The 18,703-nt window shown below is 44.1% G+C and carries 21 protein-coding genes and 1 pseudogene; 13 read left to right on the forward strand and 9 right to left on the reverse strand.

Features of this window, described 5'->3' with window-relative positions; all coding sequences use genetic code 11:
* Positions 1–169 precede the first annotated feature (169 nt).
* From LAY57_RS36800 to LAY57_RS26445, 12 genes and pseudogenes are all read left to right on the forward strand, one after another.
* A pseudogene (locus tag LAY57_RS36800) lies at positions 170–646 on the forward strand (phycobilisome rod-core linker polypeptide); the annotation flags it as partial.
* A 376-nt stretch (positions 647–1,022) separates the two neighbouring features.
* Positions 1,023–1,508: an allophycocyanin subunit alpha gene (gene apcA / locus LAY57_RS26395; protein ID WP_249070129.1), complete on the forward strand. Its 486-nt coding sequence runs from the start codon at positions 1,023–1,025 to the stop codon at positions 1,506–1,508.
* Between the two features lie 65 nt (positions 1,509–1,573).
* Positions 1,574–2,059, forward strand: a complete 486-nt coding sequence (apcB, locus tag LAY57_RS26400; RefSeq protein ID WP_249070130.1) for an allophycocyanin subunit beta — start codon at positions 1,574–1,576, stop codon at positions 2,057–2,059.
* A 648-nt stretch (positions 2,060–2,707) separates the two neighbouring features.
* On the forward strand, positions 2,708–2,911 hold the full coding sequence (locus tag LAY57_RS26405; protein WP_249070131.1) for a phycobilisome linker polypeptide: 204 nt from the start codon (positions 2,708–2,710) through the stop codon (positions 2,909–2,911).
* A 173-nt stretch (positions 2,912–3,084) separates the two neighbouring features.
* Positions 3,085–4,263 (forward strand): FtsW/RodA/SpoVE family cell cycle protein, encoded by a 1,179-nt coding sequence (locus LAY57_RS26410; RefSeq protein ID WP_249070132.1) that lies wholly within the window; start codon positions 3,085–3,087, stop codon positions 4,261–4,263.
* A 121-nt stretch (positions 4,264–4,384) separates the two neighbouring features.
* Positions 4,385–6,145: an N-6 DNA methylase gene (locus LAY57_RS26415; protein ID WP_249070133.1), complete on the forward strand. Its 1,761-nt coding sequence runs from the start codon at positions 4,385–4,387 to the stop codon at positions 6,143–6,145.
* 5 nt (positions 6,146–6,150) lie between these two features.
* On the forward strand, positions 6,151–6,501 hold the full coding sequence (locus tag LAY57_RS26420) for a DUF6883 domain-containing protein (RefSeq protein WP_249070134.1): 351 nt from the start codon (positions 6,151–6,153) through the stop codon (positions 6,499–6,501).
* Positions 6,498–6,815 (forward strand): DUF4926 domain-containing protein, encoded by a 318-nt coding sequence (locus tag LAY57_RS26425; protein WP_249070135.1) that lies wholly within the window; start codon positions 6,498–6,500, stop codon positions 6,813–6,815. The genes LAY57_RS26420 and LAY57_RS26425 overlap by 4 nt, the downstream gene beginning before the upstream one ends.
* A gap of 36 nt (positions 6,816–6,851) precedes the next feature.
* Positions 6,852–7,241 (forward strand): DUF433 domain-containing protein, encoded by a 390-nt coding sequence (locus LAY57_RS26430; RefSeq protein WP_249070136.1) that lies wholly within the window; start codon positions 6,852–6,854, stop codon positions 7,239–7,241.
* Positions 7,241–7,426 carry a type II toxin-antitoxin system HicB family antitoxin gene (locus LAY57_RS26435; RefSeq protein WP_249070138.1) on the forward strand — a complete coding sequence of 62 codons (186 nt, stop codon included), beginning with the start codon at positions 7,241–7,243 and terminating at the stop codon, positions 7,424–7,426. Before LAY57_RS26430 ends, LAY57_RS26435 begins: the two co-directional genes overlap by 1 nt.
* An 11-nt stretch (positions 7,427–7,437) precedes the next feature.
* Entirely contained in the window at positions 7,438–7,695 is a 258-nt protein-coding gene (locus LAY57_RS26440) for a ribbon-helix-helix domain-containing protein (protein WP_249070139.1), read from the forward strand.
* Between the two features lie 55 nt (positions 7,696–7,750).
* Entirely contained in the window at positions 7,751–7,951 is a 201-nt protein-coding gene (locus LAY57_RS26445) for a hypothetical protein (protein WP_249070140.1), read from the forward strand.
* Between the two features lie 228 nt (positions 7,952–8,179).
* Here the strand turns inward: LAY57_RS26445 and LAY57_RS26450 are convergent, their stop codons facing one another.
* The 8 genes from LAY57_RS26450 to LAY57_RS26485 form a co-directional block, all read right to left on the reverse strand.
* Positions 8,180–11,728: an AAA-like domain-containing protein gene (locus tag LAY57_RS26450; protein ID WP_249070141.1), complete on the reverse strand. Its 3,549-nt coding sequence runs from the start codon at positions 11,726–11,728 to the stop codon at positions 8,180–8,182.
* A 98-nt stretch (positions 11,729–11,826) separates the two neighbouring features.
* Entirely contained in the window at positions 11,827–12,282 is a 456-nt protein-coding gene (locus tag LAY57_RS26455) for a hypothetical protein (protein ID WP_249070142.1), read from the reverse strand.
* Positions 12,282–14,180 (reverse strand): AAA-like domain-containing protein, encoded by a 1,899-nt coding sequence (locus tag LAY57_RS26460; RefSeq protein WP_249070143.1) that lies wholly within the window; start codon positions 14,178–14,180, stop codon positions 12,282–12,284. The genes LAY57_RS26455 and LAY57_RS26460 overlap by 1 nt, the downstream gene beginning before the upstream one ends.
* 521 nt (positions 14,181–14,701) lie before the next feature.
* Positions 14,702–15,358 carry a hypothetical protein gene (locus LAY57_RS26465; protein WP_249070144.1) on the reverse strand — a complete coding sequence of 219 codons (657 nt, stop codon included), beginning with the start codon at positions 15,356–15,358 and terminating at the stop codon, positions 14,702–14,704.
* A gap of 144 nt (positions 15,359–15,502) precedes the next feature.
* Entirely contained in the window at positions 15,503–15,889 is a 387-nt protein-coding gene (locus LAY57_RS26470; protein ID WP_249070146.1) for a hypothetical protein, read from the reverse strand.
* A 35-nt stretch (positions 15,890–15,924) separates the two neighbouring features.
* A complete protein-coding gene (locus LAY57_RS26475) occupies positions 15,925–16,278 on the reverse strand; it encodes a hypothetical protein (protein ID WP_249070147.1) in 354 nt (117 codons plus the stop codon).
* A gap of 127 nt (positions 16,279–16,405) precedes the next feature.
* Positions 16,406–16,837, reverse strand: coding sequence for a hypothetical protein (locus LAY57_RS26480; RefSeq protein WP_249070149.1), 432 nt, complete (start codon positions 16,835–16,837; stop codon positions 16,406–16,408).
* A gap of 630 nt (positions 16,838–17,467) precedes the next feature.
* A complete protein-coding gene (locus LAY57_RS26485) occupies positions 17,468–17,929 on the reverse strand; it encodes a VOC family protein (RefSeq protein ID WP_249070150.1) in 462 nt (153 codons plus the stop codon).
* 123 nt (positions 17,930–18,052) lie between these two features.
* Here LAY57_RS26485 and LAY57_RS26490 point away from each other — a divergent pair, with 123 nt between their 5' ends.
* The gene (locus tag LAY57_RS26490; RefSeq protein ID WP_249070152.1) at positions 18,053–18,214 is read left to right on the forward strand and encodes a hypothetical protein; all 162 of its coding nucleotides are present in this window, start codon (positions 18,053–18,055) and stop codon (positions 18,212–18,214) included.
* A gap of 58 nt (positions 18,215–18,272) precedes the next feature.
* Here LAY57_RS26490 and LAY57_RS26495 read toward each other — a convergent pair whose 3' ends face one another.
* Positions 18,273–18,527 carry a hypothetical protein gene (locus LAY57_RS26495; protein WP_249070153.1) on the reverse strand — a complete coding sequence of 85 codons (255 nt, stop codon included), beginning with the start codon at positions 18,525–18,527 and terminating at the stop codon, positions 18,273–18,275.
* Between the last annotated feature and the right edge of the window lie 176 nt (positions 18,528–18,703).

Consider the following 18,703-nt stretch of genomic DNA (forward strand, 5'->3'; position numbering starts at 1 on the left):
TATAGCGCGTCAAGCACGAGCTATGGATAAGACCAAGCCCCTGTTTATCGAGAAGGGACGCTCCTTCAGCAACGGTCAAGGGCAATCTGTCGAGGTGGGTGTTGGGACGACGCGCCGCAAACCGGCTCGGATTTACCGCATGAATCCAGGGATGAATCAGGGCGAAACTGCTTTGGTACTCAACGCCATCTACTGTCAGGTGATGGATGTATTCAGCGGTCAAGTTCCCAATGAGTTCCGCCGTTCTGACCTGGAAAGCAAGCTCCGCAATGGAGAAATCTCTGTACGCGAGTTTGTTCGCTCTCTGGCTAGTTCCGAGGTCTATCGTCGGCGCTTCTACACTCCTTATCCCAACACTAAGGTAATCGAATTCCTCTTCCGTCACCTTCTGGGTCGGGCTCCAGCTACTCAGGCCGAAATCCGTCAATACAACCAGATTCTGGCCGAGAAAGGGTTGAGAGCAGCCGTAGAAGCTGTGGTCGAGAGTCCAGAGTACGCGCAATACTTCGGTGAGGATGTGGTGCCTTACGATCGCTTCCCCTCTCTACCGGCTGGCAACTACCTGGGCAGCGTCAAAGCAGCCACAGACTTGGTGAAGCAGCCTTGGTCGAGCCTCTCGCCCTCTTACTTGGGCGGTCGGTTCTAAAAATTTTAGATTTTAGATTTTGGATTTGAAATCTAAAATCTAAAATTTCCCTAGCCCCTTCCAAATAGGGGCTATTTCCACTTGGTTGCCTCTCGGAATGCAAACATTAGGACTTTTATTACAAAGTGTTAAGAGCAGAGTCAAAATGTGACGGTAATGTCGCAAAATATTTGCGAAGGTAGCTGTGTCATCTATCAGATTTACGTCTGATAGATGAGAAGTTTGAAGAATACTGAAGCTGGCCTCAGAATATAATGTGCTAAGGCATAAGTTAGACTCTGGGGTTCGATCGCAACAGATAACTCAAATCAGCTACACAGTTGCTTTTTGCCAGTTAAAACACACCTGGTTACATATTTTTTGGAGGATTCCGTAAATGAGTATCGTCACGAAATCCATCGTGAATGCCGATGCTGAGGCTCGTTATCTCAGCCCTGGTGAACTCGATCGCATCAAGAGCTTCGTCACTGGTGGCGAACGTCGTCTGCGTATCGCCCAAACACTGACCGACTCTCGCGAACGCATCGTCAAGCAAGCTGGCGACCAACTGTTCCAAAAGCGTCCTGATGTTGTTTCTCCCGGTGGCAATGCCTACGGTGAAGAAATGACCGCTACTTGCCTGCGCGACCTAGACTACTACCTACGTCTAGTAACCTATGGAGTTGTGTCTGGCGATGTCACTCCGATCGAAGAAATCGGTTTGGTGGGCGTTCGTGAAATGTACAACTCCCTGGGCACCCCCATTCCTGCGGTAGCTGAAGGCATCCGCGCCATGAAGAATGTTGCCACCTCCTTGCTGTCTGCTGAAGACGCATCTGAAGCTGGTGCGTACTTCGACTACGTGATTGGTGCAATGCAGTAGGACGTTGTCCTCCCTCTGCACTCAGTTAAAGATTCCCAGATTAGGTGACTTAAGGAAGCAAAAAGATGCAAGACGCGATTACCGCTGTTATCAACTCCTCTGACGTTCAAGGTAAATACCTGGACAGCTCCGCTCTGGAAAAGCTGAAAGGCTACTTCCAAACTGGCGAATTGCGCGTTCGCGCTGCAACCGCCATCAGCGCTAATGCCGCTACCATTGTCAAAGAAGCAGTAGCCAAAGCCCTACTGTACTCTGATATCACCCGTCCCGGTGGCAATATGTACACCACCCGTCGCTATGCCGCTTGCATCCGCGACTTGGACTACTACCTGCGCTATTCCACATACGCCATGTTGGCTGGTGACCCCTCCATTCTTGATGAGCGCGTACTCAACGGGCTGAAGGAAACCTACAACTCCTTGGGCGTTCCCGTCTCAGCTACAGTGCAAGCTATCCAAGCTATGAAGGAAGTTACCGCTAGCCTCGTAGGCGCTGATGCTGGTAAGGAAATGGGCGTTTACTTCGACTACATCTGCTCCGGCTTGAGCTAGATGCTTCTTGAGGAGCTGAAGGCTTAGTTTTTAAAGCTCTGTCTTCTATCCTAGTCACGGTCTGGAAAGTCTGGAGTCAATGCTAGAGCGTTGAAGGCTTGTCTAATTCATCGGATAAGTTATCTTCGGCTAGTATTTACTCTTGACTCCCAGACCTTGGTTTTTATATAAACGTTATCGGAGATTGAAAACCCTGTCCTTTCAGGGCTGGGATGAAAATCGACTCAAGTAAATTTATTCCCCTTGGATTTTTTAATAAGGACAACTTTTAATTTTCGATGTGGTAAACTGAATTTTAGTAGGAAAGGGTATTCAACCTACTTAAAAAAACCCAGTAGCCGAAAGGCAAAGCACCTTGAAAACTAGGTTTAGGGGGTTCTGTACAGGAAATAGCTTGTACAGGTAAAAACTCACTTACATCAAGTACCAAAAAAACCAAATTTTTAGGTTTTAAACTGTAGGGTAGATCATACCCGAACAGATCCCGATCATGGGATGAACGCTTGGGGAGAGAACCATCTCTGGCATGAAACAGGTAACTGTTCTGTGTTAAGTGGACTCGTTTGAACCAAGAATCGAGCGCGTCTTCAGACCTGAGAGTGTTAACAACACCCTAAACTTTTATTAAATACCAGGAGAATTTAACCCATGCGGATGTTCAAGATAACTGCTTGCGTTCCCAGTCAGACACGCATTCGGACTCAGCGGGAACTCCAAAACACCTATTTTACGAAGCTAGTACCCTATGACAATTGGTTTCGCGAACAGCAACGGATTATGAAAATGGGTGGCAAAATCGTCAAAGTTGAGCTGGCAACTGGTAAGCAGGGTGCTAATACAGGACTCCTTTAACTCCCGAAGATAAGCTTTACAAAATTCGCGATGCCCATTCCCCCAGAGGATTAGCAGTTTCAAATAGCGCCGCTTTTGATTTCATGGCTTACAGTCATGAGTCAAAGGCGGCAAAGTTTTTATAATGTAGTGTAGATTGGTTGGAGCGCAGTCTAGATGTTATATGGAGGTTTGTGAACTTACGTCACCTAATTCCCTTTGTTGATGGCGACCTCCAGGAATGGGCAATAGAAGCCCGATTGTTGCGGTGGTTAACATTCCTGTGGCTGTTTATGGGATTGGTGGTGTTGTTCTCGGCGTCTTATCCTGTCGGGGACGCCAATTACGGAGATGGGCTGTACTATTTTAAGCGACAACTCGTATCAGTTTTGATTGGCATGGTGGGATTTAACCTTATGGTGCATTTCCCGCTGCGCTATGTCTTGGGTATGGCTCATTGGTTTGTGGTACTGCTATTAGCATTGATTTTAGTCACTTTGATTCCCGGATTGGGAACGACTACTAATGGAGCGACCCGCTGGCTGTCTTTTGGCCCGATGCCAATTCAACCCTCGGAGCTGATTAAGCCTTTCCTAGTGTTACAAAGTGCGAGGATATTTGGTCAATGGGATCGGTTGAGCTGGAAAGTCCGTTTGACTTGGCTGTTGATTTTCACTTTCGTGCTGTTGGGTATTTTGCTGCAACCTAACTTGAGTACGACGGCATTCTGCGGGATTACTATTTGGCTGATCGCTCTAGCAGCTGGGTTACCTTATATTTACCTGATGGGAACGGCTTTGGGTGGATTGCTGCTAGGGACTATCAGTATCAGTGTTAAGGAATATCAGCGACGGCGGATCATGTCTTTTCTGAATCCTTGGGCCGATCCAATGCAGGATGGTTACCAGTTGGTTCAAAGTCTGCTGGCGGTTGGTTCTGGTGGGACTTGGGGAGCTGGATTTGGGCTGTCTCAGCAAAAGTTATTTTATCTGCCGATTCAGTACACGGATTTTATTTTTGCTGTTTTTGCTGAGGAGTTTGGTTTTGCTGGCGGCATGGTGCTGTTGCTGCTGCTTTTAGTGTACGGGACGCTGGCATTGATTGTGTCGATGAAGGCTCAAAATGCGATTCATCGACTGGTGGCGATCGGTGTAATGATTTTGATGGTGGGACAGTCGCTGATGAATATTGGTGTGGCGACGGGTGCCCTACCGACGACGGGTTTGCCTTTACCATTGTTTAGCTATGGGGGCAATTCGATGATTGCGAGTTTGCTGGCAGCTGGTTTGTTGATTCGGGTGGCAAGGGAAAGTAGCGAAGCTGAGGTGGTTTCTCTGGAAGAGAGGCGATCGAGAAGTAGGCGGCGGCGCTGAAGGTGGTAAGGCGATCTCCATCCTTGACGATGGATCGGCGATCGCCGATCGAACCGTCCCAATCAGCTATAGTTAGGCATACTGAATAAAGTCAATTGTTTACTTATACGTAAGCTTTTCTATGCCGAATCTCAGTCTCAAGCCCACCAACAAACCTGTTAAAGCCTACTACGAAGCTTTAGAACAGTATGCCAAGTTGGGGGTTGTACATGAAGGGGCTGTGCAAACGGCATTTCAGCAGTTGTTAGAGTCCTGTGGTCGGCAGTTCAAATGGACATTAGTGCCACAATATGCGATTAAGCGACCCAAGAAACAGCCCATTCGGATGGATGGGGCATTGGTTGATGATTATAACTTGGCGCGTGCTTATTGGGAAGCGAAGGATATTAAGGATGATTTAAAGAAGGAAATTCCGAAAAAGTTTGCTGCTGGCTATCCCAAAGATAATATCATTTTTCAACGGCCCGATCGCGCTATTCTCTACCAAGATGGCAAACTGGTGATGGATGAAGATATCACCAAACCACAGGCGTTAGTAGATATGGTGCGCCAGTTCTTTGAATATCGACCCCCAGCTATTGAACAATGGGAAAGGGCGGTTGAAGAGTTTGGTATTCGCGTTAAGGAACACGCTACTGCGTTACTAGAATTAATCCGAGATCAGGAGAAGAAAAACAAAAAGTTTATTGATGCTTTTGCCGACTTTATGCAACTTTGTCGTCAATCAATTAACCCCAATCTTTCGGAAGCAGCGGTTGAGGAAATGTTGATTCAGCATTTATTGACTGAACGCATTTTTCGGAGCGTATTTAATAATCCTGATTTTGCTAAACGTAATATTATTGCGGTAGAAATTGAAAAGGTAATTAATGCTTTAACTTCTAAATCATTTAGTCGCAGTCATTTTTTGAATAAGCTCGATCGGTTTTATGGTGCCATTGAGGAAACCGCCGCCACTATTGATGATTATGGGCAAAAACAGGATTTTCTCAATCGGATTTATGAGCGATTTTTCCAAGGGTTTTCGGTAAAGGTTGCCGATACTCACGGCATTGTTTATACTCCTCAACCGATTGTAAGTTTTATGGTGAAAAGTGTTGAGGAAATTTTGCAGAGGGAGTTTGGGAAGTCGTTAATTGATAAAGGCGTTCATATCCTCGATCCGTTTGTGGGAACGGGGAATTTTATTATTCGGGTAATGCGAGAAATCGCCGGAATTCAAAAATCGGCTTTACCTTATAAGTATGAACATGAATTGCACTGTAATGAGGTGATGCTGTTGCCTTATTATATTGCGGCGATGAATATTGAGCATGAATATTTTGAGCAAGCGGGGGAATATAAAACTTTTGAAGGTATTTGTTTAGTTGATACGTTTGAAGATCAAGCTGTTCAACAGTTAAATTTATTTAGTCCTGAAAATATGAAGCGCGTTGAAAGGCAAAGACAATCAAATATTTTTGTGGTGATTGGCAATCCACCTTATAATGTTGGTCAGTTGAATGAGAATGATAATAATAAAAATCGTAGATATAAGACCAAAGATAAAACGGGAATTGATGATGTGGTTGCGGCGACTTACGCTAAAGCATCAAAGGCGACTAATAAAAACGCTTTGTCAGATACCTATGTAAAAGCAATTCGCTGGGCGAGTGATAGAATAAGTGATGAGGGAATTGTGGCTTTCGTCACCAATAATAGTTTTGTTGATGCGCTGGCTTTTGATGGAATGCGTCAATTTTTGGAGAAAGAATTTAGTAAAATATATGTTTTTGATTTAGGAGGTAATATTAGAAAGCGAACATCGCAACCGGTTTACAATGTTTTTGACATTCAGGTGGGAGTGAGTGTTAATATTTTTGTCAGAAAGCGGGCGGAGTAAATATAATGAGGCTAATAGATGTCGCCAAGCAACTATTGATAGATCCACGAAAATGTACAGATTATGCCCTAAATCAGGATAATCCAATTGGAAAAGATAAAGCTATAATGTTTCGTCAATATTTGGGATTTACTCAAGATAATTATCAAGCTTTACTAGAGCAAATTCAAGCACAAGCTATGGATGCAGAGGCAAATTTGGGAATATCTGATGAACATGGACAGCGATATCAGGTTGATTTGGAAATAAGGGGAATGGAAGAAGGACAGCAAGAAATTGTTCGCACAGGATGGATCGTTAGACCGAATGAAGATATCGCAAGACTTGTTACGCTTTATGTTAGGAGGCGCAAATGATTAAACCTGATTTATTTGATGTGGTGGAACTACTGGTTGATATTCCTGAATTAGGACGATCGGCTGGCGATCGCGGTGCTATTGTGGAACAATATAGCGATCGCGCATCTGAAGTAGAATTTACAAACCCAGAAGGGGAAACATTGGCACTCCATACCCTTTCTCCCGAACAGTTTATCGTAGTTTGGCAAGCCAAAACAAAAACTTGGGTATCTCTTGCCGATCGCATTACCTCTGCCGTCCAAAAACTCTCAGAAGAAAGACAGGAAGAAGTATTAAATTTTACCCGTTCTCTGTATAAAAATTGGGTTTAGAAGTTTATGATACTATCGTAAGGAGAGCGATTAATTATGAAATTCACAAGAATTACAGTCAATCCGAAAAAAATGGGGGGAGTTCCTTGCCTTCGTGATTTACGGATTCCTGTTGCTACTGTTGTTGGGATGTTTGCCGAAGGAATGAGGGATAATGAAATTTTAGAGGCATTTCCTGACTTGGAAATAGAGGATATTCAGGAAGCTTTACATTATGCTGCTCAAGCAGTTCGAGAAATCATTCCTGAAGTAGTGAGAAAAGAACGACTTGCTTTTAGTTTGGCTTCGATTCCGTATGTTAGCGATCGAGAAATGCAGGAAATTCAAGAACAATTTTGTTCACCATCAGACTATGAAGATGAAGAATTTGTTGATATGACAGAGTGGGTGAAACATGGTCATAAAATTTCGATAGAGGTGATCTAATGCAAAGTTCAATATCAACTCACTTCACGATTGAATTTGAACAAGAAGATGATGGTCGTTGGATTGCAGAAATTATAGAAATACCAGGTGTTTTGGTGTATGGTTTAACTCAACAAGAAGCGATAGCTAATATCCAAGCTTTAGCTTTGCGAGTGATTTTAAACGAGAAACTAGATCGCAGATGAGGAAACAAAAAATGCAAATTGCTTTAAAACCAGAACAAGAAAAGTTTGTGATCGAAAAATTACAGCAAGGTAAGTATCAAAGTGTTGATGATTTATTAGCACTAGCATTTCAACTTTTGGAGGAACATGATTACAAAGAAAAACAACTGTTTGAGCTAAGGGAAAAGATCGCTGAAGGAACAGAACAAATTCGTCAAGGAAAAGTTGTCGATGGTGAATTAGTTTTTCAACAGTTACAAGAAAAGCTAGAACAGATGGAAAAAGGCTAAATTATGGGTAGTTACGTTTTCTCTGAACTAGCAGTTAAAGACTTGAATCAAATCTGTGAATTTATCGGGCGCTTTAGATTGGATAATTGACCAATATCAGGTTAGCACAGATAACCGTAGTGGTATTACAAATGATCCCAATCGACTTCATGATGAAGAATATATTGTGCGATTAATTAAACAGGTGATTACGGTTAGTTTAGAAACCGTTAAAATTGTCAAAGGTTTGCCAGATTTAGGATTACCGAAAGATTGATTATGGTTTTTGATTTATAGGGGTTTTCAGTTGTATGAAGTACACCTCAGAAACCGGGTTTCTCTGTACCACATTCATCATTACTATTTACACACTTTTAGCTTTGTAGGTTGGGTTGAGGCACCAAACTAGGGCAAATGCGTTGGGTTTCGCTCGCGCTCAACCCAACCTACAAAGAAATGGCTCACTCAGAAACCCGGTTTCTTCAAGAAACCGGGTTTCTCTGTACTATTTACACACTTTTAATTGTTCCCTAACTTCGCGATGAGTAGCCAAATAATCTTTTAGCCACTCGCACCCCCGATTCAACAATTCATCTAACTCTTCAACGCGCCATATCCTTACAGTGCTGTCAGAACCAGCAGTAGCTAAACTCTTTCCATCAGCACTAAAGCTGACGCTAAAGATATCTCCCGTTTGAGCTTTAAATTGAGCTAGCAGCAGTTGTCCAGATGGCTTATCAAACCTAACCCAAAGTTTTACTGTCCCATCCGAGCCCGCAGTAGCAAGGCGTTGTCCATCGGGGCTAAAACTCATACTTCTAACTTCGCCTTGCTCGGTATTAAATTGAGTCAAAATTTGACCATTTGGATTCCAAATTTTTACGGTGCTGTCATCTCCTGCGGTGGCAATGTGCTGTCCATCCGGCGACCAAGATAGGCTCCATACTCGACTCTGATGTGCTTTGAAAGTTAAAGCTAGGGGTTTTCCAGATTGGTTCCAGAGTCGCACTGTGCCGTCATCTCCGGCGGTAGCGATGCGTTTTGCATCGGGGCTAAAACTGATGCTCCTAACTTTGGCCCGATCGCTTTGGAATTCAGCTAACATCTGCCCGGATTGGTTCCAAAGCCGCACGATGCCTTCATCTCCTGATGTAGCAAGGTACTGTCCATCACGGCTAAAACTTACACTTAAAACTAAATTTTTATGAGCTTTGAATGCAGAAATTAACTCCTGTCCAGACTCGTTCCAAAGTCGCACCATGCCATTGGAGTAAGCTGTGGCAATGTGCTTTCCATTGGGGCTAAAACTTACACGCCAAAACTCTCTATCTTTGAGAAGTAATTGTTGACCTCGCGAAACCGATCGCGACACCTGTAAATCCCACAAATCCGCAAGTTTCACCGTACCATCGTCTCCGGCGGTAGCAATGCGCTGTCCATCCCGGCTATGTCCGTTGGGACTAAAACTCACGCTCAAAACTTCACCTTGATGAGAGTTGAATTTATCCAACTGCTGCCCAAATTGGTTCCAAAGCCGCACCGTCCCATCTGCACCAGTTGTGGCAATGCGCTGTCCATCAGGACTGAAATTTACGCTCCAAACTCTGTCTTGATTAGTGTTGAATTGAGTCAATTGCTGGCCGAATTGTTTCCAAATTCGCACCGTCCCATCTGCACCAGTGGTGGCAATGCGCTGTCCATCAGGACTAAAACTTAGACTCCAAACTCCACCGGGGTTACTTTTAAATTGATTTAGCTGTTTCCCAGACTCGTTCCAAAGTCTCACCGTGCCATCTGCGCCTGCTGTGGCAATGCGCTGTCCATCAGGGCTAAAACTCATACTTCTAATCTCACCCCGCGTGCTATTAAAGTGAGCTAATTGCTGTCCGAATTGGTTCCAAATTTGCACTGTACCATCAGAACCAGCGAGCGCAATACGCTTTCCATCCAAGCTCAAACTCATATTTCTAATTTGACCTTTATGACCTTTAAATGGAGAATTTAATGGTTTTCCAAACTGGTTCCAAACTCGAATTTTTCCATCTGCTCCTACTGTGGCAATGCGATATCCGTCAAGCAATTTTGGATTTTGGATTTTGGATTTTGGATTGGTCTTCTTTTCAGGAGTAAAACTTACAGTTTTGACTTCACCTTGATTGGTTTTGAATGTAGATAGCAGTTTGCCAGATCGATTCCAAAGACGCACAGTGTTGTCGTTTCCTGTAGTGGCAATGCGCTTGCCATCGGGGCTAAAACTTACGCTCCAAATTTGGCCTTGATGACCTTTTAGTTGATTGCGTTCGTGGATTTGATCGAGAATTGTTTGTAATGCTAATAATGGGCTGATGGCTGGATATTTTGGCAACTGGCTATGTTTTTCCACCATTTTTTTCAAATCTTGTCCCGCCTGCATGGCTGAGACTAAAGCTTTGATTTCTTCGCCTCCTTGAGTTTCAAATAATCTTAAGGAGTTCATGCCTTTGGATTCTAGTTTCAGTCCTTCCCATTCGGCTTTTATGCTTGTAGCGGCGTGGAAAATAGTTGCTGCTGTGAGGGCGGAAATTACGCCCAAAACGGCAATGCCTCTTTTGATTGTGCGATCGGCTTTTTGTTGAGCTTCAGCTAATATTTGATTTGCCTGTTTTTCGGCTTTTAAGGCGATTTCAACTTGTTTTCGGTCTAATTCTTGGCTGGCTGTCAAGAATTGATAATCGCGATCGCTCAAGCTTTGCTCTGCTGCCCATTCTAAGGCATCTTGTAAGGCTTTGCCGCGCAAAAGTCGGGATTCGTCTTGGCAATTGGAGGCTAACCAGGCTGTTAATGATTCTGCATAAGGTCGCAGATTTGCTAATACGCTTTCGACCCAATTTTGGTTAAATACGGAGGCGTAAATGCGGTTGGCAGATATTAATTTTCCTTGCTGTTTGACTACTAATCCCGATAAGAGTAATTCTGTTTGTTCTGAACTGTTATCTGCTGATATTTCGCCTTGTTGTAAAATTTGTTGGTATAGTCCTAACAATCTGCCTGTGTGTTGCTCATTTCTTAAGAGGCGATCGCGTATTGTCTTGAGGTGCTTTGGCTCATCAGTCGCTTCCCAGTTGTCGATGATGTGCGATCGCGTTAGCTGCGCGACATGGGCGATTTTGGATTTTGGCTCGTTCCCAGGCTCCAGCCTGGGAATGAGGATTTGGGATTGTATAAAGTTTTGTGTTGAAGATAAATCATCCGCTACGAAATGTGCTGATAACTCTGCTTCTTCAAGAATAAGCTTACAAATCTTTTGGGTGAGAAACGGTTGTCCACCAGTCCAGGCTAACACTTCATTCAGCACGATATGGGGATTGGCGATTTTTTCTGCCAACCCTTTAGCTAGAGGCTGAGCTTCATCTAATTGAAAGCCATTAAGTTGAATTGCTCTGCCAATGTTAAAAGGCGTGCGATTTTTGTCTTGGATTAAATCGGATGGGGTTGTCACTCCCAAAAGCGCAAAAGTGAGACGATTGTATTCTGGGTTTTCGGCTCGTTTGTTGTAGCAGTAGCGGATGAATGCAAAAAAATCATCTGTCGGAAAGCTAAGTCTGAGAATGCTATCAATTTCATCAATAAAGATAGCGATAGGTTGGCTGACTTCAACCAGCAAAACTTCGTCAATAAACTGACTCAACCTTTGTATGGGGGAGAGAAACTCCCGATCGCGCCACCAACTCCTTAATTCTATTTTGTCAAACAGATCGAAACTATTTACTAAGGAATAAACAACACCTGCATACCACTGGTTTTGGGTGACATCCCAGTTACCAATCTCTGAAAGATCGATCGCCGCACAGGCAATTCCATCTGAAATTAACCTTTGCATAGTTCGCAGCTGCAAGCTGGACTTTCCCATTTGTCGGGAATTAAGTACATAGCAAAATTCCCCAGCTTTCACTCCTTCATAAAAATCGCGATCGGCTTGTCGCTTCACATAAGTGGGAGCATCAGGTGGTAGACTTCCGCCAACTTGATATTTATAATGATGAGAAAGTCCGTTGCCGTAACTCTCTGTTTTCATATAGATGACCCTAGATGATTTTAAATTTTAGATTTTAGATTTAATTTTTGATTTGCAATTCAAAGAAAGCAATTTTAAATCTCAAATCTGCAATTCCCTTACTGGACTTCAAAATCCACGTTTCTGATTGCACTACCAGTACAGTTTACCTCTCTCTGGCGGGGAAAAGTCTTTACCGGAAGGAGGGAACCGGATTCGCTGCGAAAAACGCGAAGAACGTAACGACCTGCTGGCAAAGACGATAATTGATAAGAAGGGTTAGAAGAATCGATCCGAGCCATCCTCGATCGAGACTCATCCCTATTAGGAGCGGAAGGTACAACGTAGTAAGATCCGTCTCCTTGGATACCATCGCCGAATAATCGTCCGCTAATCGAACAAGATTTCTTTGCTTGTACAACGTCCGGTAGAATCTCTCGGTTTTCGTGACCAGGTTGAACCTGGTCACGAGAATACTCTTGGTTCAAGATTGCAGTTAAACCAACTCCTACATTACATATTAATAACGGTGTCAAAAATATGGTAATCGCGACTAATTTTTGTGCTGTCTTCATCAACTGCTTCCCAATCGTTCTCTAAAATATCGACGATATAAATCGCAGCGCGGTTTCACATTATTACCTTGCAGATGTACCAACCCCATACTGTGCAATTTAAACGCCACTTCTGCTTCTAGTCGCACTGGGTTAGATGTAGCAACAACTTCGAGCATCGCTTGCGCTAATTCTGGGCGCTGTTGAAGATTCCACAAGTGGCGTCGCAGATGATCGCTATAAAGTCCCGCTTCTGTAGGTGCTGTTTGGAGCAGTTCAGAGAGGGTGATGTCTTGGCGAGCAATGTGATAGAGAGCAAACCGCTGTAAATATGGGTGTCCTCCCACCGTGTTCATCAGTTGTTCTACCTGGGAGGCGTTCCAATTCAATCCGTACCGCTGCGCCAATTCCTGCACTTGATGGCTGCTAAATTCTGGCAATTCAATTGGCAATCCTACGTTGAAAGGTGATTGATTGATGTCGAGGGGAATATAAACTTCTGTGGAATGTACGACTACCAAGCGAAGTTTTTTCCAAATGTCGCGCTTTTTCGATTCTTCGTGCCAAGTTCGGAGAAGTCCGAAGAAGTCGTCGGCAATTTCTGGGTGTTCAAAAACGCGATCGACTTCATCCAATCCCAAGACGAGCGGCTGATCTATTTCGGCGAGCAAATACTTTTCAAAGTAGGCTTTGCAGTTAACTTTGCTGCCAAAAATATCATCCCAATAGTCCGCTAGTTTATTAGGCAGCTGCAATTCTAAACCAACACAAGCGCAGAACCACTTTAAGAATCGATCCAAGTTGCTGAAGATCGATCGCTCTGCGAGGTGAAAGCTCAAACTTACTGTTTTATAGCCGGAATTTTCTGCCTGATTGAGAATTCTAGCCATTAAGGAAGTTTTGCCCATTTGTCGGGGTGCTTTGATGCGAATCAAAGCGCCCGGTTGCAAAATCATTTCGTAACAGCGAGATTCAATCGGAGGTCGGTCTATATAAAAGGAGGAGGCTAAGTCCACTTGACCCTCCGGTACTTCTGGCGCTGCTACTGGTAATGGACGACCATCCAAGCTTTCCGATGTTACGGGTAGGGTTAATGCGATCTGGGTAAGACTGAGATCTGTTCGATCGATCGGCCCTTGGGCATCAGATTGTATATTCTTACGCCCATCTTTGACAAAGCTGAGGATTTCTTGCACAACGGCGGCTGTGTCGGTTTCTCCTCGCCACTGAATTTGGGGAACGTCGTGTAAATGGCTGCGAAGGTCGTAGCTTAGCGGCGAGTTGAGCGGAAAATCGACGCGAATGGCTAAAATTGCCGGTTTGTTGTGGATAGAACGCAACTCTTTGACGCGCTGTACTTCCGAGATCAGCATATCGCTGAAGGCAGATTGAGGAGATAGCAGCAGCAGGAAGTAATCGCACTGCTTTAATTCGATGTCGATGCGTTGGGGCCAATTTTCTCCCAGGCGGATGGTTTCCTGTGCCATGAATACTTGCTGACTAGACGCTTTCAGGGCTTCTGAGAGCTGTTCGGCAAGGTGGAGGTCTGGTTCTTGGGGGCGGTAGGAGATAAAGATCTTGCCGTTTTGGGTCTGGGTATTGGAAATTTCAGATAACGGCGACGCCATCACCGCGTCTCCATATTTTCCTCTTCTTTCCTCTTCTTCTCTAGGCCGCTGCGCCTGATTGTGCAGGTAAATGCGGAGACGGTTCTCTTTGCCTCTGGTAAAACCGTCGATCCCAAATTTGTTATAGACTTGGCCCATGCGTTTGAGACAGGCACCTTCGGAAGTTTCCAGTTTCAAGGCGATTTCTTCGTATTCCATCTCCTCTGCAAAGCGCAGCAAGAACACTTCCTCCTGTTCTGGAGAAAGTTCGCGATCGTGCGCCATCTGAATTAGGAATTGACGCGAGAACATCTGTAAATCGCCTCTCTAACGACACAACTACTTAGACTCTAATCACCTCCTCAAACGCTACCTCTGAAATAGTTTACAAAAATTATGAGTTAAATAACCTAAGCAAAGCAGAGTTTTAAGCGTGGTTCAAAGGTTTCCGCAGAGGTAACCTTGTCTATTGAATGGAGTCACACAGGACAAGCAAGGTGAATGCCTCTGTTTCTACGATAGCTTACAGCGGTTTTCAGTTGCATTCAGTACACCGCAGAAACCGGGTTTCTTCAAGAACTCTTCAAGAAACTCGGTTTCTTGAAGAGGTTTCTTTAAGTTTCTCTGTACCGCACTCATCTGAAAAGGGCTGTATACCTCCGATGTAACCTACTATAAGCAAAAAGCACCGAGTCTGTTCGCACAGGCGAGACTTCGGTGTTTGGATGTTGTTTATAACTCGCATCTTGCACCAGGGCTAGAAACCCGGTTTCTTGAAGAAACCGGGTTTCTGCGGTGTATTTCACGCAACTGAAACCCGCTATAATGTTTGGCTATTCCACATCGATAATGAAAATCTGCCTTACTATACCGCTACCTCCTACGGCTTGATCTACTGTTGTGCCAGAACCGGAAAACTCCACTTTAACGGAGGAACTTGCAGGTGTATAACTACCTGAAATTTGAATATTGTGCCTGCCTCTGGAGAGAAATCTTGATAAATTAACCGTACCTCCACGACCTTTTATTGTTTTAACAACTCTGCCGTCTACAGTAATTTGTGCAGTTAAGTGTATGTCTGAATCGCTGCTAATTACCAGATTATGAGCTTGCCTAATATTTGGCGAATCCAGATTGATTCTGGTGGTTTGTTGTTGTTCGGAAACATTTTGTTGCGGCTGACGAGGCTTTGTTATATGTATGGCAGGAGGATTTTTTCTTTGTGGCTCTCTAGCCAGTAAATTATCTGTTTGGTTTAAATTATTTGGATTAACTTCTCCTGAATCAAGATGTGGTAAGAAAAAACTTTTCTTTAGGTATAGCAAGTGATTAAACTTACTAGAATTGCCGATATCCTGCAAATTGCGATTAAAGTCGATGTTGGTTTTTTGGCTGGATTTATCGAAAAATATTTCGGCGATTGCGGCCCGATCGTATGCAGCAACTAAAGCAATGCAGGTAGTAGCAAAAATCAAAAACATCCGATTCATACGTCAACTCCTAATTTAAGAAAAACGACTGCCCAAAATTAATCGTTATAGCTATTAACTATGCGTATTTATTCGAGCAATCGTTGATTTTTCTTTGCGAGAAAATCTGATTAAAGTCTAGCAGAAAGATCGAGAAATTACTTTTTACCGACGCTGTAAATTTCTGTATCGATCTGCCGCGTTGTATACGTCAATTGTGGGATTAACTCGAATTTGCACCGTTGGGCCTTTCCCAGTTCCATTGTTGCTACCGCCGCGCAGAGTTTGTCGTACATTTCGTTCTTGAACTGCCCGACCCGGCCCTACATGAATCTGTTGACCAGTAGTTACAATAGCGTTTCCTCTACAGGCCCCTTCACTTTGCATATCTACGTTATTGCTGCGTTGCGCTGGTCCAGAACCACTGATGGAAATTTGAATGCCCTGATCGAATTGTACGCACTGCGCTTTAGCAGAAGAGATTGAAAAAGGCTCAAAAACTAAAACAGTAGCAACAGATAAAAAGCTGAACGCAATTAAAGAAACTCTCATGTTTACCTCTTGAAAAAGCTAGCGGAACAAATATTTTAAATGGAGCGATCGACAAAACCCGGATTGCTTCGATCGCTATTGAATTGCCGCCCGTTTTGACGAACTGTATTGCGATCGCCCCTGACATCGACTCCCTGATTTTGGTTCTGCACAACACCCCGGTTGCCCCCGAATCTCTGACGCCCGCCTCTACCGCTGCGATCGATATTAATCACATTGATATGTTTTTTCACGTTATTGCTGTTGCCCGTTACTGTAGCGGTTTGCGAACTTTGTTGAGAGACAGCACTATCACCACCTCTACTGTTGTAAGATTGAGCCATTGCAGGCAGGGGCAACATCCCAAGAGTGGCAACAGCCAAAACACCAAATATGTAAGTTTTCTTCATGGCTTTATTTTCTGTAAGTAACAGCTTCTATTAGGAGGAAGAAATTGCTGAGGCTTGAAGCGTTCGCAAGCCTCGTACTTTCTTCCGCCTCTACTAGGAAGCTGACAAAATCACGCGATCGCGGTAACTAAATTCCCTTCTTAGCGCAAGTATTGTTACAGCTAGAGGGACGCTGAACGGGACGATGAATTTGATTTCGGTTGCCATTGCTTTGCCGAGCTGTTTGATTCACTCGGTTACCATACCCATGATTGTTGGCTTCCTGATATTGGTCTTGTACAATACCTTGATTGCCTGTTCCTTGGCGACGACCGCCGTTATTTGACTGAGTGGAATTCTGGTTAATTAAGTTACCCTTACCATTAACAGTCGCTTGTTGGTTACTCGTCTGAATGACAGCGTTGTCGCCACCACGAGATTGGCAGCAAGGATTAGGATTGGCTTGGGCGGTAAAGGGAACTAGACCAAGGGTGCTAGCAGTCAAAATACCAAGTATGTAGGTTTTCTTGGCAATCTTTGCAAAGCTCAGGCCAGTTTTAATTGCGTTGGTGTTAGTCATGTCAGCTTCTTCCTGTAAAACTAATTGTGGTTTGGATAGGAGAGTAGAATTTCTCTTGGTTTTTCCAGAGCCTCTGTTCGCCTCTGAAACTATATTGGCTCACCTCTGCTATCCTCGTCAAGTATATTTACAAATCTTCATATATAGCTAGGGGCTAGGGGCTAGGAGCTAGGGGCGAGTGTTGAGGGACTAGGGGAAGAAGGGTCTAGAATCAAGGGCTTCGACTGAGCGCTCATACCAAATCCGGGATAAAAACCCCCGTTATCCATAAGTTGGGTGAAGCATTGCGGTAGAAAGGCTTTGCTTAGGGGAATACACTTATTGCCGCTTAGCTTCACACTATATAAAGGGGTAAATAACCCGGATTTGGTATCAGCTACGAGGTGAGCGCTCACGCCGAAGTCCGAACGGTTTGGTGGAATTAAGAATGTCCTAACAGACGAGAGCGGTTGCTATATATATCCCCCAGTGTCTGAAACTCAAGCAGGACTTAGGTAGGAGGTCAAAAGTCACGCATTCAAAAATCCTTTGAGCCTAAACCCTTTTTTACCCGACGACTAAAGTCGCCGCGCACACTGCTCAAAGCAGTGTGCGCGGGCTTTAAGTACGCGATCGCAAAATTTTATCCTCTTATATAGGATCGCAGCGTATCTCGATCAAAAAACCATCAGGATCGTAAAAATAGATTCCGCGTCCGGTAGGACGAGTAACTGGGCCATGATCGATGCGTATTTGATGCAGTTTCAGCACTTCAATTGCTGTATCAAACAACTGCGGCGCGATATCAAAAGCTAAATGATTGGCGCGAGTAAAAGCGCGACTGGGGTCTGGATCTGGCGGTGAAAGATCCGGTTCCCAAAACAAATCGATCACTGTACCATCGGGAGTAACGAAGTTGGCAACTTTCCCAGCAGCTACCAAGTCAACCAGGGTTTTGGGAACTTCATCCCCTGTCAATTCGTGCAAACCCAGGATATTTCCGTAAAAATGGCGGGATTCCTGCATATCTTTGACGTTCAAGGCGATATGATGAACGCGGCGCAGATTACCTGGGACAAGTGCAGCGTTGAGGGATTGGGGGTGAGACAGCATGACACGAAGCGATCGATCGCATGACTGCCATCAGTTTACCTCAAATGCCGCCAAAGTTAGAGGTCGATCTGAAATTGAGTATATAGACTGAAAGAGTAGAAATAATCGATCGTAAAAACACCGATGAAAAAATCAGTTTCAATGGTTTTGCTATTATCTTTATTACTGATGGCAATCATATCTCCTTTTTCGGCTCTATCCTTATTGATGGTTTTTGTGTTGATTTCAACAATTGGCTGGACAATCTGGACTTTAGTGCGAACTGCCGTTAGCGATGATGCCTAAATCTGGGTTTGTTCATAAAGTGCATCGAGATCGATCCAGAAAATATCACCTTGATTGATTACCATTCGCCTTCAACAATCCGCCGATGATAGCGGCTTATAGTGCGAAGCATAGCTTGTTCTTCCTCATCGGGAGGGTCAGCGTATGCGGCATTAATTTTCTCTAACAATTGTAGATTTTGACGACGGCGGATAAATTCTTCTAGCGCAAGTGCCATTAAGCGACTGCGTGAGACTTTCAGTTCTTCAGCTACCGCCTCCGCTTGTTTAAACAAAGATTCTGGCAGCGAGATTGCTGTTTTTACGTTTGCCATAAAATCATACTTTCAGGTGTGATAAAAGTATAACTTTTGGTTTGACTAATTGCTATATGCGGTAGGTATAGCTAGGGACTAGGAGAAGTTTAGGTTACTCCGTTCCCGCCACAAGATTATGTAGGGGCGAAGCATTGCGGAATTAACGTTTCGGTTTTGAGTTAAGATAAATCCCG

Origin of the sequence: Argonema antarcticum A004/B2, from assembly GCF_023333585.1 — a bacterium.
Lineage (GTDB): Bacteria > Cyanobacteriota > Cyanobacteriia > Cyanobacteriales > Aerosakkonemataceae > Argonema > Argonema antarcticum.

What these genes read in the sequence shown, in the direction of transcription:
- LAY57_RS26455 (WP_249070142.1), bottom strand. Translation starts at nt 12,282, where the DNA reads ATGAAGACAGCACAAAAATTAGTCGCGATTACCATATTTTTGACACCG.
- LAY57_RS26480 (WP_249070149.1), bottom strand. Translation starts at nt 16,837, where the DNA reads ATGACTAACACCAACGCAATTAAAACTGGCCTGAGCTTTGCAAAGATT.
- LAY57_RS26450 (WP_249070141.1), bottom strand. Translation starts at nt 11,728, where the DNA reads ATGAAAACAGAGAGTTACGGCAACGGACTTTCTCATCATTATAAATAT.
- LAY57_RS26465 (WP_249070144.1), bottom strand. Translation starts at nt 15,358, where the DNA reads ATGAATCGGATGTTTTTGATTTTTGCTACTACCTGCATTGCTTTAGTT.
- LAY57_RS26470 (WP_249070146.1), bottom strand. Translation starts at nt 15,889, where the DNA reads ATGAGAGTTTCTTTAATTGCGTTCAGCTTTTTATCTGTTGCTACTGTT.
- LAY57_RS26425 (WP_249070135.1), top strand. Translation starts at nt 6,498, where the DNA reads ATGATTAAACCTGATTTATTTGATGTGGTGGAACTACTGGTTGATATT.
- LAY57_RS26485 (WP_249070150.1), bottom strand. Translation starts at nt 17,929, where the DNA reads ATGCTGTCTCACCCCCAATCCCTCAACGCTGCACTTGTCCCAGGTAAT.
- LAY57_RS26415 (WP_249070133.1), top strand. Translation starts at nt 4,385, where the DNA reads ATGCCGAATCTCAGTCTCAAGCCCACCAACAAACCTGTTAAAGCCTAC.
- LAY57_RS26440 (WP_249070139.1), top strand. Translation starts at nt 7,438, where the DNA reads ATGCAAATTGCTTTAAAACCAGAACAAGAAAAGTTTGTGATCGAAAAA.
- apcB (WP_249070130.1), top strand. Translation starts at nt 1,574, where the DNA reads ATGCAAGACGCGATTACCGCTGTTATCAACTCCTCTGACGTTCAAGGT.
- LAY57_RS26435 (WP_249070138.1), top strand. Translation starts at nt 7,241, where the DNA reads ATGCAAAGTTCAATATCAACTCACTTCACGATTGAATTTGAACAAGAA.
- LAY57_RS26475 (WP_249070147.1), bottom strand. Translation starts at nt 16,278, where the DNA reads ATGAAGAAAACTTACATATTTGGTGTTTTGGCTGTTGCCACTCTTGGG.
- LAY57_RS26430 (WP_249070136.1), top strand. Translation starts at nt 6,852, where the DNA reads ATGAAATTCACAAGAATTACAGTCAATCCGAAAAAAATGGGGGGAGTT.
- LAY57_RS26495 (WP_249070153.1), bottom strand. Translation starts at nt 18,527, where the DNA reads ATGGCAAACGTAAAAACAGCAATCTCGCTGCCAGAATCTTTGTTTAAA.
- LAY57_RS26420 (WP_249070134.1), top strand. Translation starts at nt 6,151, where the DNA reads ATGAGGCTAATAGATGTCGCCAAGCAACTATTGATAGATCCACGAAAA.
- LAY57_RS26460 (WP_249070143.1), bottom strand. Translation starts at nt 14,180, where the DNA reads ATGTTCTCGCGTCAATTCCTAATTCAGATGGCGCACGATCGCGAACTT.
- LAY57_RS26490 (WP_249070152.1), top strand. Translation starts at nt 18,053, where the DNA reads ATGAAAAAATCAGTTTCAATGGTTTTGCTATTATCTTTATTACTGATG.
- apcA (WP_249070129.1), top strand. Translation starts at nt 1,023, where the DNA reads ATGAGTATCGTCACGAAATCCATCGTGAATGCCGATGCTGAGGCTCGT.
- LAY57_RS26405 (WP_249070131.1), top strand. Translation starts at nt 2,708, where the DNA reads ATGCGGATGTTCAAGATAACTGCTTGCGTTCCCAGTCAGACACGCATT.